The organism is Pseudomonas nitroreducens (genome assembly GCF_010994165.1).
Classification (GTDB): domain Bacteria; phylum Pseudomonadota; class Gammaproteobacteria; order Pseudomonadales; family Pseudomonadaceae; genus Pseudomonas; species Pseudomonas nitroreducens.
Map to the genome: position 1 here is coordinate 64,719 of NZ_WMBX01000008.1, position 23,581 is coordinate 88,299.

General features: G+C 58.0%; 20 protein-coding genes. All 20 read left to right on the forward strand.

Going from position 1 to position 23,581, the window contains the following annotated elements; genetic code table 11:
* Positions 1-26 precede the first annotated feature (26 nt).
* The 20 genes from GJV37_RS28065 (at position 27) to arcD (ending at position 23,580) form a co-directional block, all read left to right on the forward strand.
* Positions 27-926 (forward strand): glycosyltransferase family 2 protein, encoded by a 900-nt coding sequence (locus tag GJV37_RS28065; protein WP_240967297.1) that lies wholly within the window; start codon positions 27-29, stop codon positions 924-926.
* Between the two features lie 4 nt (positions 927-930).
* Positions 931-1,989, forward strand: coding sequence for a dTDP-glucose 4,6-dehydratase (rfbB, locus tag GJV37_RS28070; RefSeq protein ID WP_170858991.1), 1,059 nt, complete (start codon positions 931-933; stop codon positions 1,987-1,989).
* Complete coding sequence (gene rfbD, locus GJV37_RS28075) at positions 1,986-2,894, forward strand: dTDP-4-dehydrorhamnose reductase (RefSeq protein ID WP_170858992.1); 909 nt, start codon at positions 1,986-1,988, stop codon at positions 2,892-2,894. The genes rfbB and rfbD overlap by 4 nt, the downstream gene beginning before the upstream one ends.
* Entirely contained in the window at positions 2,891-3,772 is an 882-nt protein-coding gene (gene rfbA, locus GJV37_RS28080; RefSeq protein ID WP_170858993.1) for a glucose-1-phosphate thymidylyltransferase RfbA, read from the forward strand. The genes rfbD and rfbA overlap by 4 nt, the downstream gene beginning before the upstream one ends.
* Positions 3,772-4,317: a dTDP-4-dehydrorhamnose 3,5-epimerase gene (gene rfbC / locus GJV37_RS28085; protein WP_170858994.1), complete on the forward strand. Its 546-nt coding sequence runs from the start codon at positions 3,772-3,774 to the stop codon at positions 4,315-4,317. The genes rfbA and rfbC overlap by 1 nt, the downstream gene beginning before the upstream one ends.
* Entirely contained in the window at positions 4,317-5,135 is an 819-nt protein-coding gene (locus GJV37_RS28090; RefSeq protein ID WP_170858995.1) for an ABC transporter permease, read from the forward strand. Before rfbC ends, GJV37_RS28090 begins: the two co-directional genes overlap by 1 nt.
* Positions 5,125-6,495, forward strand: coding sequence for an ABC transporter ATP-binding protein (locus tag GJV37_RS28095; protein WP_170858996.1), 1,371 nt, complete (start codon positions 5,125-5,127; stop codon positions 6,493-6,495). Before GJV37_RS28090 ends, GJV37_RS28095 begins: the two co-directional genes overlap by 11 nt.
* Before the next feature lie 2 nt (positions 6,496-6,497).
* Entirely contained in the window at positions 6,498-8,876 is a 2,379-nt protein-coding gene (locus GJV37_RS28100; protein WP_193453198.1) for a class I SAM-dependent methyltransferase, read from the forward strand.
* Positions 8,877-8,943: 67 nt separating this feature from the next.
* On the forward strand, positions 8,944-9,870 hold the full coding sequence (locus GJV37_RS28105; RefSeq protein ID WP_170858998.1) for a GDP-L-fucose synthase family protein: 927 nt from the start codon (positions 8,944-8,946) through the stop codon (positions 9,868-9,870).
* Between the two features lie 5 nt (positions 9,871-9,875).
* Entirely contained in the window at positions 9,876-11,897 is a 2,022-nt protein-coding gene (locus GJV37_RS28110; RefSeq protein ID WP_170858999.1) for a glycosyltransferase family protein, read from the forward strand.
* Positions 11,894-12,985, forward strand: a complete 1,092-nt coding sequence (locus GJV37_RS28115; RefSeq protein ID WP_170859000.1) for an acyltransferase family protein — start codon at positions 11,894-11,896, stop codon at positions 12,983-12,985. The genes GJV37_RS28110 and GJV37_RS28115 overlap by 4 nt, the downstream gene beginning before the upstream one ends.
* Positions 12,982-14,115, forward strand: a complete 1,134-nt coding sequence (locus GJV37_RS28120) for a glycosyltransferase (protein ID WP_170859001.1) — start codon at positions 12,982-12,984, stop codon at positions 14,113-14,115. The genes GJV37_RS28115 and GJV37_RS28120 overlap by 4 nt, the downstream gene beginning before the upstream one ends.
* Positions 14,116-14,133: 18 nt before the next feature.
* Positions 14,134-15,165 carry a GDP-mannose 4,6-dehydratase gene (locus GJV37_RS28125; RefSeq protein WP_170859002.1) on the forward strand — a complete coding sequence of 344 codons (1,032 nt, stop codon included), beginning with the start codon at positions 14,134-14,136 and terminating at the stop codon, positions 15,163-15,165.
* Between the two features lie 12 nt (positions 15,166-15,177).
* Positions 15,178-16,209, forward strand: coding sequence for a GHMP family kinase ATP-binding protein (locus tag GJV37_RS28130; protein WP_170859003.1), 1,032 nt, complete (start codon positions 15,178-15,180; stop codon positions 16,207-16,209).
* Positions 16,209-16,793, forward strand: a complete 585-nt coding sequence (locus GJV37_RS28135) for a D-sedoheptulose 7-phosphate isomerase (RefSeq protein ID WP_276511410.1) — start codon at positions 16,209-16,211, stop codon at positions 16,791-16,793. The genes GJV37_RS28130 and GJV37_RS28135 overlap by 1 nt, the downstream gene beginning before the upstream one ends.
* The gene (locus GJV37_RS28140; protein WP_170859005.1) at positions 16,793-17,482 is read left to right on the forward strand and encodes a nucleotidyltransferase family protein; all 690 of its coding nucleotides are present in this window, start codon (positions 16,793-16,795) and stop codon (positions 17,480-17,482) included. Before GJV37_RS28135 ends, GJV37_RS28140 begins: the two co-directional genes overlap by 1 nt.
* Entirely contained in the window at positions 17,479-18,027 is a 549-nt protein-coding gene (gene gmhB, locus GJV37_RS28145) for a D-glycero-beta-D-manno-heptose 1,7-bisphosphate 7-phosphatase (protein ID WP_170859006.1), read from the forward strand. The genes GJV37_RS28140 and gmhB overlap by 4 nt, the downstream gene beginning before the upstream one ends.
* 332 nt (positions 18,028-18,359) lie before the next feature.
* Positions 18,360-20,150, forward strand: coding sequence for a sensor histidine kinase (locus tag GJV37_RS28150; protein WP_170859007.1), 1,791 nt, complete (start codon positions 18,360-18,362; stop codon positions 20,148-20,150).
* Positions 20,147-21,541 carry a sigma-54-dependent transcriptional regulator gene (locus GJV37_RS28155; protein ID WP_193453199.1) on the forward strand — a complete coding sequence of 465 codons (1,395 nt, stop codon included), beginning with the start codon at positions 20,147-20,149 and terminating at the stop codon, positions 21,539-21,541. The genes GJV37_RS28150 and GJV37_RS28155 overlap by 4 nt, the downstream gene beginning before the upstream one ends.
* Before the next feature lie 587 nt (positions 21,542-22,128).
* The gene (gene arcD / locus GJV37_RS28160) at positions 22,129-23,580 is read left to right on the forward strand and encodes an arginine-ornithine antiporter (protein ID WP_193453200.1); all 1,452 of its coding nucleotides are present in this window, start codon (positions 22,129-22,131) and stop codon (positions 23,578-23,580) included.
* The last annotated feature ends 1 nt before the right edge of the window (position 23,581 follow it).

Here is a 23,581-nt window from a genome sequence, read left to right on the forward strand (position 1 = left end):
CGCCAGGACCCAAGGTGGCCGTTCTGTTGTCCACCTACAACGGTGCGCCATTCCTGGCGGAACAGCTCGACTCCATCATTGGGCAGACGCATCGGAACTGGGCCATTTATGCTTCCGATGACGGCTCCAGCGATGAGACTCTGGAAATTCTCGACTCTTACCAGAAAAAACTGGGCGAAGAGCGCCTGTTCATAGTCGACGGCCCCCACAAAGGCTTCTCTGCCAATTTTCTATCGCTGTTAAAACGCCCAGAGGTAGATGCCGATTTTTTCGCGTTCTGCGATCAGGATGACTTCTGGGAGCCTCACAAGCTAAAGCTTGCCATGGATTGGTGCGAGAAAATTGCACCCGACATTCCCGCCCTGTACTGCGCACGCACGCAATTGATCGACTGCGCCGGCACACCCATCGGCCTGTCGCCGCTGTTCAGCGCCCCTCCCAGCTTCCGCAACGCCCTGGTCCAGAGCCTGGCTGGCGGCAACACGATGCTCTTCAATGGCGCCACCCGCCGCCTGCTCGCCAAAACCAATGACAACGACAGAATCATTTCCCACGACTGGTGGGCCTATCTGGTCGTGTCCGGGTGCAAGGGCACCATCTATTACGACCCAATGCCGACCATCGGATACCGCCAGCACGGCAGCAATCTGATTGGCTCCAATACGGGCGTCTCGGAGCGCCTTGTCCGAATCAAGAAAATGATGACGGGGACATTCAAAGACTGGAATGACGCCAATCTTCGTGCCATCAGAGCCCTTGAAGGTGAGCTCAGCGCGGAGAGCCAACAGACTCTGGAGCTGTTCGAACAAGCCAGAAAGTCTTCACTGCCCAAGCGCCTGAGCCTGATTCTCAAGGCTGGCGTGTATCGACAAACCCTTCTCGGCAACCTCGGGCTGACTGCTGCGGCCATTCTCCAGAGGCTCTGACTTCATGACTATTCTCGTAACCGGAAGCGCCGGCTTCATCGGCGCCAATTTCGTACTGGATTGGCTCAACGAACACGACGAAGCGGTCGTCAGCCTGGACAAACTGACCTACGCGGGCAATCGGCAAAATCTGGCGAGTCTGGAGAGCGACCCGCGCCATACCTTCATACAGGGCGACATCGGCGACACCGACCTGGTCGCCCGGCTGCTTGATGAATACCGGCCCCGGGCAGTCCTCAACTTCGCCGCCGAATCCCACGTGGACCGCTCGATACTGGGCCCCGAGGAGTTCATCCAAACCAACATTGTAGGCACCTTCCGCATGCTGGAGTGCGTACGCCACTATTGGCAGGCCCTGCCGGTCGCCGAGAGGGACGAGTTCCGGTTCCTTCATGTATCGACCGATGAAGTCTATGGCTCCCTGTCCCCGGACGCCCCTGCATTCACCGAGCACAACAAGTACGAACCCAATAGCCCCTACTCGGCCTCCAAGGCCGCCTCTGACCATCTGGTCCGCGCCTACCACCACACCTACGGCCTGCCGGTACTGACCACCAACTGCTCGAACAACTACGGCCCCTATCATTTCCCCGAGAAACTCATTCCGCTGGTCATCCACAACGCCCTGGCAGATCGATCACTGCCGATTTACGGTGACGGCCAGCAGATTCGCGACTGGCTTTATGTCAAAGACCACTGCAGCGCCATCCGCCGAGTACTAGAGGCTGGCGCCCTGGGCGAGACCTACAACGTTGGCGGCTGGAACGAAAAGGCCAATATCGACGTCGTCCAAACGCTGTGCGACATACTCGACCAGGAGCAGCCGCGAACTGACGGGCGGAGCTATCGGGAACAGATCGCCTTCGTTAAAGATCGCCCTGGGCACGATCGTCGCTATGCGATCGACGCCAGTCGCCTCGAGCGCGAATTGGGGTGGAAACCGGCAGAAACTTTCGAGACAGGCATTCGCAAGACCGTACGTTGGTACCTTGAAAACCAGACCTGGGTCGCCAATGTCACCAGCGGCGCATACCGCGAGTGGGTAGGCAAGCAATACGTATGAACAAGATCCTTCTTCTCGGCGCCAATGGTCAGGTCGGCTGGGAGCTTCAACGCGCCCTGCCCCCCCTGGCTCAACTCGTGGCCTGTGACCGCCAGCGCGCTGATCTGAATGACCTTGACGCCCTGACCCGCCTGGTCACGACAGAGCGCCCCGACATCATCGTCAATGCCGGTGCCTACACCGCCGTGGACAAGGCCGAGAGCAACCTCGCCAACGCCCGCAGAATCAACGCAGAAGCAGTCAGGGTCCTGGCCAGTGCGGCACGGACCAGCAACGCATGGCTGGTGCATTACTCCACCGATTATGTCTTCAATGGCCAAGGCCGCCAGCCCTTCAGCGAAGACGCCCCCACCGGACCGCTCGGAATCTACGGGCAGACCAAGCTGGAAGGCGAACTGGCCATCCGCGAGATCGGCTGCCGCCACCTGATTTTCAGAACCAGTTGGGTCTATGCGACGCGCGGCGCCAACTTCGCCAAAACCATATTGCGGCTGGCGAAGGAGCGCGACGAACTACGCGTAATCGCCGATCAAGTCGGAGCCCCGACCAGCGCCGAACTCATTGCCGATATCACCGCCCTTATACTGCGCGACCTCATGAGCAAACCGGCCCTGCGCGAGAACGCCTCTGGCACCTATCACCTGGTGGCAAGTGGCGAAACCAGCTGGCACCAGTTCGCCCGTTTTCTCATAGATGAAGCCATTCGACTGGGCGCCAGCCTGCGCACCTCCCCGGACCGCATTGCACCCATCTCGACCAGCGAGTACCCGACCGCCGCCCAGCGGCCAGCCAACTCGCGACTGGCAAATGGCAAACTGCAGCAGACCTTCGGCCTCGTGCTGCCCCACTGGGAACACCATGCGCAGCGCACGGTCAGAGAACTGGTTGATCTAGGAATCGTATGAAACGCAAAGGCGTCATTCTCGCTGGCGGCTCTGGTACTCGGCTGCATCCAGCCACCCTGGCAATTTCCAAGCAATTGCTGCCGGTATACGACAAACCGATGATCTATTATCCGCTGAGCACCCTGATGCTCGCTGGTATTCGCGACATCCTGATCATCTCCACGCCACAAGACACGCCACGCTTCGAGCAACTGCTCGGCAGTGGCAACCAATGGGGCCTTAACCTGCAGTACGCCGTGCAGCCCTCCCCGGACGGACTGGCCCAGGCCTTCCTGATCGGCGAGGACTTCCTTGGCGACTCCCCCAGCACCCTGGTGCTGGGGGATAACATCTTCTACGGCCATGACTTCCAGCAGCTCCTGACGCATGCGGCGCGCCAAGAAGAAGGCGCGAGCGTATTCGCCTACCACGTCCAGGATCCAGAAAGATATGGCGTGGCGGAATTCGACAGCAGCGGCAAGGTGCTCTCACTGGAGGAAAAGCCGCTGACTCCCAAGTCCAGCTATGCAGTCACCGGCCTCTACTTCTATGACAACCAGGTGATAGAGCTGGCAAAGAGCCTAAAACCCTCAGCACGTGGTGAACTCGAAATCACCGACCTCAACCGCATCTACCTGCAACAGGGCAAGCTCAACGTGGAGATCATGGGGCGCGGCTATGCCTGGCTGGATACAGGCACCCATGACTCACTGCTGGATGCCGGTCAGCTCATCGCCACCCTGGAAAATCGCCAGGGCCTGAAAGTAGCCTGCCCGGAAGAGGTCGCTTTTCGCCAGCAATGGATCACAGCCGAACAACTGGCCACCCTTGCTGCTCCGCTATCCAAGAATGGCTACGGGCAATACCTCAGGCGAATTCTCGACGAGACAGTTTACTGATGAGAGCTACCCATCTCGCCATTCCGGACGTTTTACTACTAGAACCCGAGATCTTCGGCGATGATCGAGGATTTTTCCTGGAAAGTTTCAATCAGCGGAAATTCGAGGAGATCATCGGACGTCAGGTCAACTTCGTACAGGACAACCATTCGCGCTCGGCGAAAGGCGTTCTGCGCGGCCTGCATTATCAGATTCAGCAACCACAGGGGAAGTTGGTCAGAGTAGTCGCAGGTGAAGTGCTAGACGTTGCCGTCGACCTGCGCAAAAGCTCGCCGACTTTTGGTCGCTGGGTCAGTGCGACACTGAGCGCCGAGAACAAGCGCCAACTCTGGCTGCCCGAGGGCTTTGCCCACGGCTTCATCGTAATGTCCGAATCCGCCGAGTTTCTGTACAAAACCACGGATTATTACGCCCCAGCGTTCGAGCGCTGCATCGCCTGGAACGATCCGAGCCTAAAAATCGCCTGGCCAGCCGACCTTCAACCCATACTTTCCGCCAAGGACCATGCCGGCATGCTTTTCGAACAAGCAGAGGTGTTTGCCTGATGCAACACTTCTCAGCCACCCCTCAGGCGATAATCGCCAGCCTGTGGAAACATCGAGAGCTCATTAAGGCCTCGACCAGACGTGAAGTTCTGGGGCGTTACCGGGGGTCAGCCATGGGTCTCCTTTGGTCCTTCTTCAACCCGGTACTGATGCTGACAGTTTATACATTCGTCTTCAGCGAAATATTCAAGGCGCGCTGGAGTGGCGGCAGCGATTCCAAGTCCGAATTTGCTCTGGTGCTGTTTGCCGGGCTTATCGTTTTCAATCTCTTTGCAGAGTGCATAAACCGGGCGCCCGGGCTGATTCTTTCCAACGTCAATTACGTCAAGAAGGTAATTTTCCCTCTGGAAATCCTGCCGTTCGTGAATCTGCTTTCAGCCTTGTTCCACGGCACCATCAGCCTCATCGTCTGGCTATTGGCCTACCTCATCCTGTTTGGCGTTCCCCATGCCACGGCACTCTATTTGCCGCTGATCATCCTGCCATTCATGCTCTTCATCATGGGCCTGAGCTGGGCACTCGCCTCCTTTGGCGTGTACCTGCGCGACGTTGGCCAGTTGATAGGCATCGTGACCACGATCCTGATGTTCCTCAGCCCGCTCTTTTATCCAGCGACCGCCTTGCCGGAAGCCTATCGGCACCTGCTGTACCTGAACCCCCTCACCCCGGCCATCGAGCAGATGCGAGCCGTGCTGTATTTCGGCCACGCACCAGACTTCGCGCTGCTGGGAGCCTATTGGGCAGCAACGCTGGTCATCGCCTGGCTGGGGTTTGCCTGGTTCCAGAAGACACGCAAGGGGTTCGCCGATGTCCTCTGAGCAACACAATGACATGGCCATCAAGATCGAAGGCTTGAGCAAGTGCTACCACATCTACGATCAGCCTCGTGATCGCCTCAAGCAGATGATCCTGCCGCGCCTGCAGCGCGCGATCGGCATGCAGCCCAGGCAGTATTTCCGCGAATTCTGGGCACTCCAGGATGTGAGCTTCGAAGTCAGGAAGGGCGAGACCGTCGGCATTGTCGGCCGCAACGGCAGCGGAAAATCTACCTTGCTGCAAATGATCTGCGGCACCCTCAACCCCACCCACGGCACCGTTCAGACCAATGGCCGAATTGCTGCGTTGCTGGAACTGGGTTCGGGCTTCAATCCCGAGTTCACCGGCCGGGAAAACGTCTACCTCAATGGCGCAGTGCTCGGCCTGAGCCGGGAAGAGATCGACAGCCGGTTCGATGAAATTGTTGGCTTCGCCGATATTGGCGACTTTATCGAACAACCTGTCAAAACCTACTCCAGCGGCATGATGGTTCGACTCGCCTTCGCCGTGGCGGTCAATGTTGCGCCGGATATCCTGATTGTCGATGAAGCCCTCGCCGTGGGCGATTGGCTATTCCAGAAGCGTTGCTTCCAGAAGATCGAACAACTGGCCGCGAACGGGACAACCCTACTGTTCGTCTCACATGATCAGGAAAGTGTTCGCACACTGACTAATCGCGCACTTCTGCTTGCTCATGGCAAGAGCTTGGCCTGGGGGACCTCGTCGGAGGTCGTCCTGGAGTATCGGAAACTCCTGCACGATGAAGAGAGCGCCTATTTTACTGCCTTGCTGAGCGAGACCACTGCTGACACTCCAAGCAGCACTGCAGTTCCTGCCGAGACGCCGGCAAAGGCAAACAATCGCTCCGAACTGATGGAGTTCGGCGATGGACATGCCCGTATCGTTGGAGTCCGAGTACTCAATAGTGAAGGCGAAGAATGCTCCAGCTTCTACCCTGGCGAGCAATTGCGCATCAATGTACGATGCCAAGCCCTGTCGACCGCACGCAATCTCAATGTAGCCATTCGCCTCAGAAATAAAGAGGGAGTCAAGGTCTACTCGTGGGGCACTTTGAACCAGGATATATCTCGCTACGCCGATGGCAGCGCGCGAGATATCTTCTGGGAGAAGAACTTCCACTCTAACGAAGAATTCTCGGTTGATTTTCTATGTGACTGCCCGCTGGGAATGAACCTGTACGAAGTTCAAGCCTGCCTGAGTTTCGAAGCCACTCCAGACTATTTGCAGCAACGCATACTGCACTGGATAGATGAAGCAGCTTTCTTCAAAGTACTTGTGCGCAAAGAGGCGTATTTCTTTGGCGGTATATGCGACTTAAGAATGAACGCCACTTGGGACTGACAATGAAAAATCTAGAAAAGACTGACTACTCCAGCATATACAATAACTACTGGGACCTGCCAGATCGAATTGGCGAGTCGAGTGCAAACATGGACACGGTTGCCGAACTGCTGATCTCAAGTTGCGGCCTGGGCAAAACCCTCGATATCGGTGCAGGAGAAGGTGGGCTGGTCGAGGCGCTGGTACGGCGCAGATGCAATGCCCATGGTGTGGATGTCTCCGAAGTAGTCGTTGAGCGCTGCAACGCCAGACTGCCGGGCCGCTTCACCCAGGGCAATGTACTCAGCCTGCCTTTTGCCGACAATGAGTTTGAAACCATTGTCTCAACCGATTGCCTGGAGCATCTCTCACCAGAGGATGTTCCATCCGCATTGGCGGAAATCCATCGGATCTGCAGCCGGAATGTGCTGCTCCAGATAGCGACCACACAGGACCGCGACGGGCATTGGCACCTCACGGTCGAGGGCCGTAAATGGTGGGAACAACGCTGCCTGGAAGCCGGCTTCATCAAGCACCCCCGGTATTACCGGGTCAATGGCTATGAAGAGCTCAACCAGGATGGCTGGCAGATCACTATTCTCCTGCAGAAAGCTCCGCTGCCGGTAGTCTCGGCTTATCCGCTCTCATTCCTGGAAGCCGAGCGCGGCCTGCATATGGACATGCTCCGCGATGTGGGGGAGCGCTCTGATGCCCACGTGATTCGCTACGACTGGGCGTGCAACTACATCAAGCCGGGGGATCGCGTACTGGATGCAGCCTGCGGCCTTGGATATGGCGCACACGTCATTCGAAGCCTCACGGATGCAGCCCAGGTCATTGGCGTAGATGGCAGCGAACATTCGGCCGAATACGCCAATAAACTCTACGGCACGGACAAGAACGGCGCCGACTATCTCTGCGGAATGCTCCCTGAGTTCCTCTCTCGTTTCCCTGATGCGCATTTCGACGTCGTGGTTTCATTTGAAACTCTTGAGCATGTCGAAGCTCCGCAGGAACTGCTCGCAGAATTCAACCGGGTGCTGAAGCCAGGCGGACGCATCATCGTAAGCGTTCCCAATGACTGGAGCGACGAAACAGGCGAAGACCCCAATCCGTACCACCTGCATGTGTACGACTGGAATAAGCTCAAGCAACAGTTGAGCACGCATTTCATTCTCGAAAATGCATTTGCGCAGACTGCCAGCCGCTGCAAGTCCCGGGAAAAGGACAACCAGTGGGAGCCGCGAGCGCGGAGCCTCCATGAGGTGGTGTTCTCGGAAGATTCCCCAACCGATTGCGAATGGTGGCTGATGACTGCCATGAAGTCGCCACTGGCAGGAAGCTCCGACGACTATGTAGAGCAAGTATTTTCGAATATCTCTACCACCAATCATCCTTCCATTCAGTATGCCAAGTATTTCCAGAACCCCTGGCTCATGCATGCGATGGTCAACTCCGAGTACCGTCTGAAGAGCCGACAGGCCCTGGAAGCTCTGGCCGCTGAGGTTGTAGCCAAGTACCCGCAAGGCTCCAATGACTTCGCTGCAGGACTCTGTGTCCTTTCCTACTCCGTCCTGGAAAGTCCGGATAGCCACAGAAGGCAGCGTCAGATTGACCTGCTGAATCAGGCACAAAGCGCACCTTGCAGCGACCCGATAGCTCTGCGGTGGAACGTTTCTCTTGGTTTCGTCAGGGCAAAACTCCTTGAGTCCATCGGAGATCAGCTTGGTGCCATGCGTGCCTATCTCGAATGTGCAAAGACTCCGGTCAGTTCTTTCGGCATTCATCTCTCGACCAAGACAACAGAAGCCGCATATCGCGCAGGACTGATTGCTTATTCACTTGGCGACGTCACTGCAGCTGAAAACGCCTGGAAGTTCGGTGTCAATCTTGGCACGACACTTCTTGAGGCAAACCTTTCGGACATACTCATCAATCCGGAATACCCCAACCGATTCAATCACGGAGACGGCGTGCGGGAGTACGCGGCGGCTTGGGACAACATTGCCAGATGCGCGAATGGCATCAACCTTCTGAACAGCGGAAAGGCGCTCAACTTTACAACGCTGGACAACTGCTTCCAGACCGAGTACCTCGGCGTCAGTAAGGACTTGATGCACACGCGTGATTTCCTCGCCGAAAGTAGCCAGGAGCTTCTGAGCACTCGAAAAACGCTGCGAGAAAGAACGGAAACGCTTGAAGCAGTCGCCGAGGAATTGAAGTCTCGCACCGAGGAACTGGTGGCCAACCGAGAGATACTCCGCGAACGTACAGAGCGGCTTGAACAGGCCTGTGAGGATCTCGTATCCAGAACCGACGAACTGGTCGCTACGCGAGAGACCCTGCGTGAGCGGACTGAGCGGCTCGAAAGCTGTGTAGCCAAATTGGGCAATCAACCCTGATCGACTGACAGGCTGCCGTATGTTGAAACGGCGCCAATTATCAACATTGAAATCATGTGGGGAAAAAATGAAGTTTGACGAAAAAATCCTGGTAACTGGCGCAAGAGGTCTGGTTGGCTCGTCGCTGGTTGAGCACCTGAGGGAAGAAGGGTTCAGCAACGTCCTCGCGCTGGGCCGTCAGGATTGCGACCTGACCGATGCCGCTTCGACCAGGGCATATTTCGAAAAACACCAACCGACCTATGTTTTCCATGCCGCCGCTCGTGTTTATGGAATCATGGGAAACATGAAGAACAAGGCTTTGTCTTTTTACGACAACGTCATGATCAATACCAACGTGGTAGACGCCGCTCAGAAAGTTGGAGTTAAAAAGATCACCGTCATGGGCACTGGCGCTGTTTACCCCTATCCTTCGCCTGGCCTTCCGCTGAAAGAAGACATGATTTTCATGGGTGAGCCGCATGCCGCGGAGAACTCCTATGCCCATGCCAAGCGTGCCATGCTCGCCATGCTCCGTGCCTATGAAGAAAGTTACGGCATGGAGTGGGCCTATGTTGTTTCGTGCAACCTGTTCGGGCCGCGAGACAAGTTCGATACCGAGTTCGGCCATGTCGTACCGTCGTTGATCAAGAAATTCTTCGATGCCAAGCGCCGCGGGGAGAAAGTAGTGGTATGGGGCAACGGCAGTGCCCAACGTGACTTCATGTATGTCAAAGATACCGCCCGCGTGGGTTTGGCGATCATGAAGAACATCAGCGGGCCGGCCAATATCGGCAGCGGCACGGTTTATAGCATTCGCGACATCGTCGAGATGATTGCCGATATCACCGGCATGCAGGACCAGGTCGTTTGGGATGAAACGAAGCCAAACGGTCAGGACTACCGCGCTTACGACCTGACCAAGATCGACTCCATCGGCTTCAACTGTCAGCACACCATCCGGCAGGGCCTGGAAGAAACTTGGGCGTGGTACACAGAGAACGCCCAGGACTGAGCAACATGAACAAGAACCCAGCTTCGCCGCGCATTCTTCTCATCTCACAATGGCCAAACGTAAAGAATGGCGAATATGAGCTGATTGAGAAAATCAAACAGACTGGCTACACGATAAAAGTAGTTGACTACTTCGGTTTCGATGTTGAAAGCGGACTGTGTCTGAACACAGAAGCGCTACCTCATGAGTATGACTTCGCGATCTCGTTTCACTACGACACGCCGAAGTTCCTGAATCTCCCGACGTTCCTCTGGGTTGCCAACCCACTGGAATTCATGCACCTGCGCGGAGATTACCGAAGCGTCCTACTTCACCATCTCAGAGCGTACGACGAATACCTTTACAATGGCTCTGCTCTTCTGAAGAGGCATATAAAGAGTGTTGTGGGTTCCGAGTGGCGGGATAGCGAGCTTGAGATGTTCCCTGCCTGCTCATTGCGCGAGCTGGTTCCGCCCAAGTCCCTGGACCAACTGGGCACAGAGGCAGCGCACAAGGTTTTCTACTGTGGCGTGAACTGGGAGCGCGGCATCGACAGGGCCGGGCGCGCCCAAGGCCTGCTGGACATTCTGCAGGAGCGGGATGCCGCCGACTTCTATGGCCCAAACAAGCTCGAAGGCATCAGTCCGTGGGAAGGGTTCAGCTCCTATAAGGGAGAGATTCCCTTCGATGGCGTCAGCATGACGCAAGTGATGCGTCAGTACGGCGCCGTACTGGCGGTCTCTTCGCCGGCGCACATAAAGTCGGAAACATCTTCCAGCCGCGTTTTCGAAGGGATCGCTGCGGGTGTACCCGTGATTTCCGATGAGAATCCCCACGTGAAGCATCTGTTCGGGGACCTTGTATATTACTTCTCGGGTAATGACGAAAAGGAGCGTGCACAGTCGGTATTAGCCGCACTTCAGGCCATCAACAGCAATCCGACTGAAGCCAGGGACCGCGTCATTCGCGCCCAGGCACTGATGGCAGAACGCTTTTGCTTCGAGCCGTGCTTTGAGCGCGCCCTGCGGTATCGTAAAGAACGCATGGCTGCCAAATGCACGGTGCTCGCGCAAAAGAAGGTCGATGTTTTCCTGCTTCAGCACGAGACGGATCCGGAAGCGCAGGGCAGCACAACCGACTTCCTGAATATCCCGCACGTGGTTGAGGCTGCCGGTCAGGCGGCTCAGCTGCACGACGTACAAGTGCGCATCATTACCTGTGGCGGTTCGCTTCCCAGCGTTCCGGACCTGCCGGCAAATGTGTCTCTGGTGGATTTCGATGCGCGGATACTGACCCAGAAGGATTGGGCCAAGCTGCGCCTGGGAGAGAAGGTATCTCTGGCATCGAAGAAGACAGACGCTGACTTCGTCACCTTCCTGACCCAGTTCGATTACCCCCTCTACGATGCTTTTTCGAAGGCACTCGACTGGTTCTCTGCGGCGCCGGCCGAGCGCGCAAGCGGCGTTCACGTAGGCGGGTTCTATGTGAACGATCAAACTCAAACGGCACCGCTGGGCACTGTCGGTATCCTCCGAAACAATGCCTCGACAGGTCTTTATCGCTGGACTCAAAACAGCCTGGCGGAGCATCAGCTTTCGACCCTGTTCTTCGGTAACAAGTCGCTGTATCTGCTTGAGCAGGAGCAGGTCGAGCGTCTTGACGTTCTCCTGCCCATCAGCATCATCGCTGCCGCATCAGGACAAGGATTGGCGCTTCACCGATCCCGCCACATGTTACAGCGGGTCAAGTTCGGGCATTTCCATCGACACTATGAGGCCTATCGCAAAGCGACAGAGCGCGGTTTCTGGGCACAGCATTATGAGCTGCGGACCAACTACAACCACGAACTGAATGCCCTGTACGACGTACATCATGAATCCCCGATCGCCAGGGAGATCATTGATCATGTATCCGGGCATGCATTGCCAGCAATGCCCCCCGTCGATCCGGCAGTACATGTAGTCAACGGGTTCATCGGCCGACTGCGTCCGATTTATCGTTACTATAAAAGACTGCGTGAAACGGTCGGCCTGGGAGCCAGAAAGTGATTCGGAGACTGGCTTACCTCGACCTGCTGCGCGTAGTCAGCGTCATCTTGGTCATGTGGGGACACTTTGTGATGGTCGGCGGGGGGGCCCAGGTAATTCCTGGGATCATCAACCCAGACTTGACCACCCTACCGTTGATTGACCAGACGCAGTGGCACGCGTACCTGCTCGAAGTATTTCTGATCGAGGCATTCTCAACTCAATCAGCAATATTGGGAGTCAGTCTCTTCTTTCTGATTACCGGCTATCTGATGCCAATGATGTGCGCACGCTACAATCGCGCGGAATTTCTGTTGAATCGGTTTTTCCGGATTTTTCCGACACTGATTGCCGCGGTAGTCATTCTTGGCATCTTTCTTTACTTCACCCAGGGAATCACTTTTGGAGCGTCGACCTACCTAGCCAGTATCACCCTCACCTACCCCTGGCTCGGCATTGCTCCGATAGCGGGGGTACTCTGGACCCTGGTAATAGAAGTGCTGTTCTATTTCATTGCATTTCTTGTCGGAAACTTCACTCTGCGCCGACTGATGTTCATACAGGCGATTCTACTGCTGAGCATTTTCCTCGGCGTAGCTTACCGCGAGCATTACTTCGTCTGGCTTGCGGGTTACCAGTCGCGCTTCCTGCTGTTCATTACCATCGGCTCGGCGATCTATCTGGCGGAAAAAGAAGACGCCGTGCTGACGAAAGCGGTAACCCTGTTGCCCTCGATTATTCTTTCCTACGTCGGCTTCCAGATATTCAAGCTCGGCAAGGTCGATGCATCGACCTATGAAAACCTCGGGACTCATCTGCTTGCAGCAGGCATATTCCTCATTTTCTACCATTTGGGCCCGATAGTACTGAAGCGGCTGCCTAAAATGATCGATACCCTGGCCGACCTGGTCTATCCGTTCTATCTGATTCATGCCGCTATCGGACTTGTTGCGATGGCACTTGTCCGCGAGCATACCCAGCAGCCCTATCTGATCTTGCTATCCGCCGTATTTGCCTCGCTGCTTGCGTCCTGGTTGCTGCATCAGTCCGTCGAAAAGCCTGCCATCAGCTTCGGCCGGAGATTCACGAGGCCAAAGTCAGCCTCATGAAAAGAGTCCTGCTTGTTAGTTATCTCCCGCCGTCCACAGAGCACGCGGGTGGCCAGCGGCTACTGGATCTGTACGGCGAGCTGAAAAAAATCCAGCCGGAACTGCATTTAACGCTGGTTACATGCGGTGACCAGAGTTATGACCTTGCCTTGTTGAAAGATATCTTCGACGAGGTGCACTGCATTGCAGCAAGCCAGTTTTCAAAGCGAGGACTGTCAGCGCTGAACCTTGGCAACACGGATTTTTCACTGATTGACGTTCAGTACCATCAGTCCGGAGCCCTGATCGGCGCACTCCGAGCGCTCTGGCCCTCGGCAACGCTGATTTTCTCCCCTATGGAGTCCCAGCTGCGCGCTGCCAAGATTGCCCTGACGCAAGGGAGGCGCAGACTCTGGCGCACATGGCGAAATACGCTCGGACTGGCACTGAACGCGTCGATGGAAATTGTCTATGCATTGAAGGCAGACAAGGTAGTTACCGTCTCAGACAGTGACCGGGACGCCTTGGCACTCTTAAAGCAGGCTGGGAAAGTGATATGCCTGCCGACCTGTATGTCGCCCCAGAATGCTCTGCCTATTGCTGCGCCTGAACCCTCCAAAGGCAACGAGACAATAGTTTTCTTTGCCTATTTCGGCTCCAGAACAAACCAGGAAGCTCTTTACTGGTTTGTTCAGAAGGTCCATCCGGCCATATGCCAAGCCTTGCCAAACTACCGGTTCCGTCTGGTTGGCCACGGCATCAACGAATCAGTCCTGGAAAACTGCGCAGTCGAGCAGATCGACGTAGTCGGTCCCGTCAGCACGATCACGGAGGCACTCAGTGGCGCGGCGATAGGTATTTCGCCCGCACTCAGTGGCGCCGGCGTTCGTGGAAAGATTCATCAATATGCCGCGTTTGGTCTCCCCTGTGTCGCCTCGCCCATTGCCTGTGAGGGGCTTTCCTATAAGGATGGTGAAAGTATCTTCATCGCGGGCAACGCCGATGACTTCTCTGAAGCCTGCATTACATTGCTTCAGGATGAAAAACGTAGAGAACGGGCCAAGGAAAAAGCCATGGCCGTATGCAGCGCTCATTATCAGTGGTCCGCCTGGCGGCCAGAAATTGCATCCACCTACGAATTAAATATCTGACTTTACGGAGGAACCCACATGACCAAGAAGATACTGATTACCGGGATAACTGGACAGGTTGGCTCTCAACTGGCCGACTACGTTCTCGAGCACACCCCCTACGAAGTGGTCGGCATGATGCGCTGGCAGGAGCCGATGGACAATCTTTACCATCTGACTCAACGCATCAATCGCAAGGATCGGATCAGTCTGTACTACGCAGACCTCAATGATTACGCCGCCCTTGCACGGATGATCAAGGCCGTCAAACCCGACTTCATCTCGCACCTGGCCGCACAGTCCTACCCCAAGACCTCGTTCGACATCCCGATTGAGACCCTGCAAACCAACATCATCGGTACCGCCAACTTGCTGGAGAGCATCCGCCAGCAGAAGGAAGCCGATGGATATGACCCCGTGATTCACGTCTGCTCCTCCAGCGAGGTTTATGGGCGGGCCGAACCGGGCGTCGCACTTGCCGAAGACACCCCGTTCCACGGCGCCAGCCCTTACAGCATCAGCAAGATTGGCACCGACTATCTCGGTCGCTTCTATGGCGAAGCCTACGGCATGCGCACTTTCGTCACCCGCATGGGGACCCACTCCGGCCCCCGCCGCAGCGATGTATTCTTCGAAAGCACGGTAGCCAAGCAGATTGCGCTGATCGAGGCAGGTCTCCAGGAACCAGTCATCAAGGTCGGCAACCTGTCCAGCACGCGTACCTTCCAGGATGCACGCGATGCGGTTCGAGCTTACTTCTTCCTGCTCGAGGCCAGCGCTCAAGGGAAAATCGCCCGCGGCGAATACTTCAACATCGCCGGGGAAGAGGCGTTCCAGCTCCCCGAGGTGATTGATATTCTTCTGGAAATGAGCACGCGCAACGACATCACCGTGGCCACAGATACGGACAGACTGCGCCCCATCGATGCCGACTATCAGATGTTCGACAACACGAAGATTCGCGCAGCCATTGATTGGAAGCCCGAAATCACTGCCCGCAAGATGTTTGAGGACCTGCTCAATCATTGGCGGGACGAGATCGCCAAAGGCAAAATCCCACTCAACCGCTGATCAGGTTCTTGTATGTCTGTGACTGTTAGAGCGCGTGCGCCCCTGCGACTTGGACTGGCAGGCGGCGGCACCGATGTGTCCCCCTATTGCGACATTCACGGTGGCTACGTTCTGAATGCCGCCATTGACCGCTATGCCTATGCAGTGATCAAGACGCTGGATGTGCCCGAGGTACGCTTCCTCGCCACCGACCAGCAGACGGAAACCGTGCATGCGCTGGGCGAACCCCTGCTGTTGAATGGCAAGCTCGATCTGCACAAGGCGGTTTACAACCACATGGTGCAGCACTTCAACGGCGGTCGACCAATCCCTCTGGAACTGAGCACCTTCTGTGATGCTCCGGCCGGCTCAGGACTGGGTTCGTCTTCGACCCTCGTAGTGGCCATCATCAGAGCTTTCGTCGAGTTGTTGAACCTTCCGCTCGACGATTACGCCATGGCGCACCTGGCATTCAAGATCGAACGTATTGATTGCGCTCTGCAAGGCGGACGGCAGGACCAGTATTCAGCCACGTTCGGCGGCTTCAACTTCATGGAGTTCTATGCCGACGACCGCGCGATCATCAACCCGCTGCGCATCAAGAACTGGATCCTCTGTGAACTGGAGGCTTCGCTGGTGCTGTTCTTCACGGGCGTGTCGCGCGAATCGGCCCGCATCATTGCCGACCAGAGCAGCAACGTGAAATCAGGCGCCACCGATGCGATCGAGGCGATGCACGGCATCAAGCGCGAAGCACAAGTCATGAAAGAATGCCTGCTGCGAGGAGACTTCGCAGGTTTCGTCGACTCGATGCGGCTGGGTTGGGAGAACAAGAAGCGGTCGGCCAAGACTGTGTCGAATCCGCACATTGAAGAGATCTACGAGGCCGCCATAAGCGCCGGTGCCCTGGCGGGCAAGGTCTCGGGGGCGGGCGGCGGCGGCTTTATGCTGTTCTTCGTACCCACCGAGCGACGCATGGATGTGATTCGCACTTTGAATCAATTCAACGGGCAGGTCAGTAACTGCCACTTTACGAAGCAAGGCACACAGGCATGGAGAGTTTGATGCACCAGTATGTACTCGATCAGATCAAGGAAGCTCAGCGTGTCATGGGCGCGATGCTGGAAGACCACGCCTTGCAAGCGCAACTGGGTGCGGCGGCAACAGCCACCATCCAGTGCCTGAAGAATGGTGGGAAGATCCTGCTGGCAGGGAATGGTGGCAGTGCCGCCGACGCCCAGCACATTGCAGGGGAGTTCGTCAGTCGTTTTGCTTTCGATCGCCCGGGCCTGCCTGCTATCGCGCTCACAGTGGACACCTCCATCCTGACCGCCATCGGCAACGACTACGGTTATGAAAAACTCTTCGCGCGGCAGGTACAGGCGCTGGGACAAAAGGGCGACATCTTCATCGGCTACTCCACTTCGGGTAAATCGCCCAACGTGTTGAAGGCATTCGAAGAGGCTCGCGCGCTGGGTATGGTATGCATCGGCTTGACGGGTAACCGCGGTGGACCGATGCAGGAGCTGTGCGATCACCTGCTGGAAGTGCCCGCCAGTGATACGCCCAAGATTCAGGAAGGCCATCTGGTGCTGGGGCATATTCTTTGCGGATTGGTGGAAAATGCCATCTTCAAGGCTCAAGCCTGATGCGTGAAGCCATTGTGCTGGCGGGTGGCTTCGGCACCCGCTTACGCGAAGTAGTGCCCGACTGGCCCAAACCGATGGCTCCCGTCGCGGGGCGCCCGTTCCTGGAAATTCTCCTGGGCTCGCTTGCGAGCAAGGGCTTTTCCAGGGTGGTGCTGTCGCTGGGCTATATGGCCGAGAAAATCTCGAATCATTTTGGCAGCCGGTTTGCCGGGATGGACTTGGATTACGTGGTCGAGGATAGCCCGCTCGGTACGGGTGGCGCAGTGCGCCTGGCGATGACCCGTTGTACCCGGGATCACGTATTCGTGCTGAACGGCGATACCTTTCTCGACCTGGAAGCATCGGCCATCGACGAGCTCTGGCTGGCCAGGCGGAATCCGCTCATCGTCGCCCGGCAGGTAACTGACACCGCGCGCTTCGGGCGCTTGCTGGTGCAGGACGACCTGGTGCGGGGATTCACCGAGAAGGGTGTTTCCGGGCCAGGCCTGATCAATGGCGGATGCTATGTATTTGATCGCAATCAACTGGATCATTTCGAGCTGAACCAGCCGTTCTCACTCGAGGCCGACTTTCTCGCCAATGCGGTGCAGACGATGCCGGTGAACGTTTTCGTGACCGGCGGCCACTTCATCGACATCGGGGTGCCGGAAGACTACCAACGGGCACAGACAGAACTGGCCGGACGATGAGCGACGCCATGCGCCCTGCGCTTTTTCTGGACCGCGACGGCGTGATCAATATCGATCACGCCTACGTCCACCGCCCCGATGACTTTCAGTTCATTGACGGCATCTTTGAATTGGTGGCTGCCGCAAACCAAGCCGGCTATCTGGTCATTGTCGTGACCAACCAGGCTGGCATCGGTCGCGGCTACTACTCGGAAGCCGATTTCCATGCACTGACCGACTGGATGAAAGCCCGATTTGCCCAGCACGGCGCGCATATCGATGGCGTGTACTACTGCCCGTTCCACCCGGAACATGGCATTGGCGAGTACCGTCGCGAGAGCGAGTATCGAAAGCCCGGACCGGGAATGCTGATACAGGCGGCACGCGAGCATGGTATCGACCTGAACGCGTCAATCATGGTGGGAGACAAGATCACCGACATGCAGGCGGGACAACGAGCTGGTGTTGGCGTCCTGCTCTACGTCGGCGATGAACCTGGCGTAGCGCAAGGAACCCCGATTCGGCAGCTCGGTGATGCAGTCGGCTTTCTCCATCCACGAAAGTAGCGACCTGGCGGAGCCCTCAGCGGCTCGATGAACCGGTAGCGGCTTGCGCGGTGGTTTCGAGAGCCCCCCTTGTGGAGCCTGCAAGGGGGACTCCGTGGCAACTGCGCGGCAACGCTCTCCACAATCCCAGCAACAATTCCGGTTCTGGCGCTGGGTATTCGCTCCAACCTTGACACCGCCGTTGGCGATGAACCGCTGGAGTCAAGCAGGCCGGCCGGCCTTATTGGCACACTGAACGCTTCCATCGCGCGCGGCCGATGCATATCCAAAAGCGGGGTGGATCCCATAAAATTTCCGATCATCCCCGAACCGCCTCACAGGCAAACCTGGCTATGAAGAATCGGTTTGGCTGGTACGCCCTGATACTGTCGTTGACTGCCCCGCTGCTCTGGCCGCTGCACTACATCGCCCAGCGCTACTACAGCGAGCAACTCGCCGAACAGAACCAGCAGACCCTCGACCTCTACGTCGCCAACTTGCTGGGCACCCTGCGCCGTTACGAGGACCTGCCACCGATCCTCGGCGAGCTGCCGACCCTGCGCGCCGCTCTGCAGACGCCTGACAGCCTGACGGCGCAGAACGCCGCCAACCTGGAGCTGCAGCGCATCCGCGGGCGCACCGGGGCGGACGTCATCTACCTGATACAGGCAGACGGTATGACCCACGCCGCCTCCAACTGGGATCAGCCGGACAGCTTCGTCGGCCGCAACTTCGCCTTCCGCCCCTACTACAAGGAAGCGACGCTTGGCCGACAGGGGCGTTTCTTCGGCCTGGGCACCACCTCCAAGCGACGCGGCTACTATTTCGCCAGCGGTGTGCGCGATGGCGGCAAGTTGCTCGGCGTGCTGGTGGTGAAGGTCGACCTCGAACACATGGAGCAGCTCTGGGGCAATACGCCGGAGCAGTTGCTGGTGATGGACTCCAACGGCGTCGTCATCCTCTCCTCCAGCAACGCGTGGCGCTTCCATACCGGAAAGGAGCTGTCGCCGGCCAAGCAGCGCGAGATCGCCGAGAACATTCCCTATCCAGTGCTGCATCCGCTGCCGCTGAAAATCGATCAGCGCCGCTGGATCAGCCAGAGCCGCGATCTGCCGGAGACCGGCTGGACGGTGAGCATCTATACGCCGCGCACCCAAGTCGACGGCCCTGTGCGCAGCGTCGTGCTGATCGGCGCAGCTACCCTGGTGGCCCTTCTTCTATTGCTGTCACTGTTGACGATTAGCCGCCGCCACTTCCTGGAGCGCATCGCCCTGGAAGCCCAGGCAAAGCATGAGTTGGAGCTGCGCGTACAGGAGCGCACCCAGGAGCTGGAAGGCGCCAATACCCGGCTACTGGAGGAGGTCAGCAACCGCGAACAGGCGCAACGCGAACTGATGCACGCCCAGGATGAAGTGGTACAGGCCGGGAAACTCACCGCCCTGGGCACCATGTCAGCCAGCATCAGCCACGAACTCAACCAGCCGCTCGCGGCCATCCGCAGCTATGCCGACAACGCCCGCGTTCTGCTCGATCACGAGCGCTATGACGATGCCCGCGGCAACCTGCAACAGATTGGCGAACTGACGGGGCGCATGGCCTCGATCATCGGCCACCTCAAGGCTTATGCCCGCGGCGCCCGTCGGGCTCCGGAGAACGTCGCGTTGCAGCCGGCGATCAACGACACCCTGGCCCTGGTCGCGCAGCGGCGCCAGGCGATGAACGTCGAATTGTTGCGAGACCTGCCGGATGCGGCACTCTGGGTACAAGCGGGCGAAACACGGCTCCGACAGATCCTTTCCAACCTGATCTCCAACGCCCTTGACGCCCTTGCGGAAAAAGGCCTGCCGCGGCGTATCTGGCTAACCGCCGAGCAAACGCCGGAGCGCGTCATCGTCTCGCTGCGCGACAACGGCCCCGGCTTTTCGGAGCAGGCCCTGGCGCATGCTCGGGAGCCTTTCTTCACCACCAAGACCAGTGCAAAGGGTCTCGGCCTGGGACTGGCCATCTGCGACACCTTGTTACGCACTCTCGGCGGCCGTCTGGAACTTGGAAATCACCCGGAGGGCGGCGCTCTCGTACAATTGCACCTGCTGCCGGGCACTCCCGGTGTGACCCTGACGCCGCAAGAGGAAACCCGCGCATGAGTTCGGCCGAGCCTTTCGATCCCACGACCCAGGTTTTGCTGGTCGATGACGATCCGCATTTGCGCCAGGCGCTCTGCCAGACACTCGACCTCGCTGGCTTCAAGGTAGTGCCGCTGGGCGATGCACGAGGGATCGATCCCCACCTGGCACGCGACTGGCCGGGAGTGATCGTCAGCGATATCCGCATGCCGGGCATCGATGGACTGCAATTGCTCGAACAGTTGCACGCGCAGGATTCGGAGCTGCCGGTGATCCTGGTGACAGGCCACGGTGACGTACCGCTCGCGGTGAAGGCCATGCGCTCGGGCGCCTACGACTTCCTGGAAAAGCCCTTTCCCAGCGATGCTTTGCTGGACAGCGTGCGCCGCGCGTTGGACGTGCGCCGTCTGGTGCTGGAGAACCGCAGCCTGCGTCTGGCGCTGACAGAGCAGAAGGAGGTCCGAGGACGCCTCGTGGGCCAGTCCGCGCCGATGCAACGCCTGCAACAGCAGGTCGCCTCACTGGCGGCAATCCAGGCAGATGTACTAGTGCTGGGCGAAACGGGCTCGGGCAAGGAAGTGGTGGCGCGTGCTCTCCATGATCTGTCCAATCGCTGCAATGGCCCCTTCGTTGCCATCAACGCCGGAGCCCTTGCCGAGTCGGTCGTCGAAAGCGAACTGTTTGGCCACGAGCAGGGAGCCTTTACCGGCGCGCAGAAGCGCCGCATTGGCAAGTTCGAGTTCGCCAACGGCGGCACCCTGTTCCTCGACGAAATCGAGAGCATGAGCCTTGACGTTCAGGTGAAGCTACTGCGTCTGCTACAGGAGCGTACTGTCGAACGCCTGGGCTCCAACCAGCTCATCCCGCTGGATATCCGCATCATCGCGGCAACCAAAGAGGACCTTCGCCTGGCCTCGGACGAAGGCCGCTTCCGCGCCGACCTTTATTACCGCCTCAATGTTGCCAGCCTGCGCATTCCACCGCTGCGCGAGCGCGGCGACGACATCCTGCTGCTGTTCCAACACTTCGCCGAACGCGCTGCAGAACGCCATGGCTTGAGCGCAAGGCCGCTAGACTCAGCACAAAGGGCGCAGCTATTGGCCCATGGCTGGCCGGGTAATGTCCGCGAATTGCAGAACGCGGCAGAGCGCTTTGCACTCGGGCTGGATCTGGGTCTGGACGAAGGCCACAGCCAGGCCAAGACTGCCGCTCCTGGAGCCGGTTTGAACGAGCAGGTGGAGTCTTTCGAACGCTCATTGATCGCCGCCGAGATGAGCCGACCGCACAACTCCATGCGCAGCCTTGCCGAGGCGCTGGGCCTGCCGCGCAAGACGCTGCACGACAAGTTGCGCAAGCATGGGCTGCTTTTTTCCGGCAGTGGCGGAATTTCCGCCGACGATGCCGACGCGTGAGCAAGAATCCGCCGATGAGCTCGACTGCGACCAAGGGCGAAAAGCGCCGCAGAGCGCTCTGACGTAGTCTTTCATCCTGGCACACACCTTGCTCTGCGACATGGGTGTGATCGCCTCTGAGCATTACATCTCGCGGCGTGCCCGTCACGCCGCCCCGCCGGGCCACGAGCCCGGTGGTGTCCTTCGGGCTTCTTGCCATCTCGCACTTTCAATTCCACAGGTGCATCGCCGGGTGCAGTGATCCTGCCCCGGCCAATTCCCTCCTACCGCATCATCGCTCAGGATTTTCCTACACAGCGGTCCTCAGCCTGCTCGTAGCTGAGAATCAAGCGCCATCGCGCCTCCTGCGTGGATTTGCATATTCATCTGCCATTCCGCGGTCATGAAACCGCGCTCAAATCTTCACGAAATCCCCTCTAAATCGGGCGCTAATGCAAAACCTCTCCTATGGTTTATCCGGGGTGGGCAGAGCAGGAAGTACTGCCCAATACATTGGATAGCAAGCTATTGACCTGAGTCAGGGGTACCCCCCCAGGGACAGGCGCCTAATAGCACCACTCTCCAACTTCCTATAGGGAGATTCTTAAATGTCGCAAGAAAGCAGCCAAAAACTACGACTCGGCGCGCTGACAGCCCTGGTCGTAGGATCCATGATCGGGGGGGGCATTTTCTCCCTTCCGCAAAACATGGCCGCCAGCGCAGACGTCGGCGCCATTCTCATCGGTTGGGCTATCACCGCGGTCGGCATGCTGACCCTGGCATTCGTCTTCCAGACCCTGGCCAACCGCAAACCCCAGCTCGACGGTGGTGTTTACGCCTACGCCAAGGCCGGTTTCGGTGACTACATGGGCTTCTCCTCGGCCTGGGGTTACTGGATCAGCGCCTGGCTGGGCAACGTCGGTTACTTCCTCCTGCTGTTCAGCACCCTGGGCTACTTCTTCCCGATCTTCGGCAAGGGCGACACGGTCGCGGCGATCGTCTGCGCGTCGATCCTCTTGTGGGCCCTGCACTTCCTGGTGCTGCGCGGGATCAAGGAAGCGGCGTTCATCAACACCATCACCACGGTGGCGAAGATCGTCCCGCTGTTCCTGTTCATCCTGATCTGCCTGTTCGCCTTCAAGCTGGACATCTTCACCGCGGACATCTGGGGCAAGAGCAATCCCGACCTGGGCAGCGTGATGAACCAGGTGCGCAACATGATGCTGGTCACCGTCTGGGTGTTCATCGGCATCGAAGGCGCGAGCATCTTCTCCTCCCGTGCGGAAAAACGCTCGGACGTCGGTAAAGCTACCGTGATCGGCTTCATCACCGTCCTGCTGCTGCTGGTACTGGTGAACGTGCTGTCCATGGGCGTGATGACCCAGCCGGAACTGGCCAAGCTGCAGAACCCGTCGATGGCGCTGGTGCTGGAGCATGTGGTCGGCCACTGGGGCGCTGTCCTGATCAGCGTCGGTCTGCTGATCTCCCTGCTGGGCGCCCTGCTCTCCTGGGTCCTGCTGTGCGCCGAGATCATGTTCGCCGCCGCCAAGGACCACACCATGCCGGAGTTCCTCCGCAAGGAGAACGCCAACCAGGTGCCGGCCAACGCCCTCTGGCTGACCAACATCTGCGTGCAGGTCTTCCTGGTCATCGTGTTCTTCACCTCCGGCGGTGCCGACGGCGAAATGGCCCCGTATACCAAGATGCTGCTGCTGGCGACCTCGATGATCCTCATCCCGTACTTCTGGTCCGCCGCCTATGGCCTGCTGCTGGCGGTCAAGGGCGAGACCTACGAAACCGACTCGGCCGACCGCACCAAGGACCTGATCATCGCCGGTATCTCGGTCATCTACGCCATCTGGCTGATCTACGCTGGTGGCCTGAAGTACCTGCTGCTGTCGGCGCTGCTGTATGCGCCGGGGGTAATCCTCTTCGCAAAGGCGAAACGTGAAGTGGGCCAACCCATCTTCACCAATATCGAGAAGCTGATCTTCGCTGGCGTTGTCATCGGCGCCCTGATCGCGGCGTACGGCCTCTACGACGGCTTCCTCACTCTGTAAC

What these genes read in the sequence shown, in the direction of transcription:
- GJV37_RS28095 (WP_170858996.1), top strand. Translation starts at nt 5,125, where the DNA reads ATGTCCTCTGAGCAACACAATGACATGGCCATCAAGATCGAAGGCTTG.
- GJV37_RS28105 (WP_170858998.1), top strand. Translation starts at nt 8,944, where the DNA reads ATGAAGTTTGACGAAAAAATCCTGGTAACTGGCGCAAGAGGTCTGGTT.
- GJV37_RS28140 (WP_170859005.1), top strand. Translation starts at nt 16,793, where the DNA reads ATGCGTGAAGCCATTGTGCTGGCGGGTGGCTTCGGCACCCGCTTACGC.
- GJV37_RS28120 (WP_170859001.1), top strand. Translation starts at nt 12,982, where the DNA reads ATGAAAAGAGTCCTGCTTGTTAGTTATCTCCCGCCGTCCACAGAGCAC.
- GJV37_RS28130 (WP_170859003.1), top strand. Translation starts at nt 15,178, where the DNA reads ATGTCTGTGACTGTTAGAGCGCGTGCGCCCCTGCGACTTGGACTGGCA.
- GJV37_RS28110 (WP_170858999.1), top strand. Translation starts at nt 9,876, where the DNA reads ATGAACAAGAACCCAGCTTCGCCGCGCATTCTTCTCATCTCACAATGG.
- GJV37_RS28100 (WP_193453198.1), top strand. Translation starts at nt 6,498, where the DNA reads ATGAAAAATCTAGAAAAGACTGACTACTCCAGCATATACAATAACTAC.
- rfbC (WP_170858994.1), top strand. Translation starts at nt 3,772, where the DNA reads ATGAGAGCTACCCATCTCGCCATTCCGGACGTTTTACTACTAGAACCC.
- rfbD (WP_170858992.1), top strand. Translation starts at nt 1,986, where the DNA reads ATGAACAAGATCCTTCTTCTCGGCGCCAATGGTCAGGTCGGCTGGGAG.
- gmhB (WP_170859006.1), top strand. Translation starts at nt 17,479, where the DNA reads ATGAGCGACGCCATGCGCCCTGCGCTTTTTCTGGACCGCGACGGCGTG.
- GJV37_RS28150 (WP_170859007.1), top strand. Translation starts at nt 18,360, where the DNA reads ATGAAGAATCGGTTTGGCTGGTACGCCCTGATACTGTCGTTGACTGCC.
- GJV37_RS28125 (WP_170859002.1), top strand. Translation starts at nt 14,134, where the DNA reads ATGACCAAGAAGATACTGATTACCGGGATAACTGGACAGGTTGGCTCT.
- rfbB (WP_170858991.1), top strand. Translation starts at nt 931, where the DNA reads ATGACTATTCTCGTAACCGGAAGCGCCGGCTTCATCGGCGCCAATTTC.
- GJV37_RS28135 (WP_276511410.1), top strand. Translation starts at nt 16,209, where the DNA reads ATGCACCAGTATGTACTCGATCAGATCAAGGAAGCTCAGCGTGTCATG.
- arcD (WP_193453200.1), top strand. Translation starts at nt 22,129, where the DNA reads ATGTCGCAAGAAAGCAGCCAAAAACTACGACTCGGCGCGCTGACAGCC.
- GJV37_RS28090 (WP_170858995.1), top strand. Translation starts at nt 4,317, where the DNA reads ATGCAACACTTCTCAGCCACCCCTCAGGCGATAATCGCCAGCCTGTGG.
- rfbA (WP_170858993.1), top strand. Translation starts at nt 2,891, where the DNA reads ATGAAACGCAAAGGCGTCATTCTCGCTGGCGGCTCTGGTACTCGGCTG.
- GJV37_RS28155 (WP_193453199.1), top strand. Translation starts at nt 20,147, where the DNA reads ATGAGTTCGGCCGAGCCTTTCGATCCCACGACCCAGGTTTTGCTGGTC.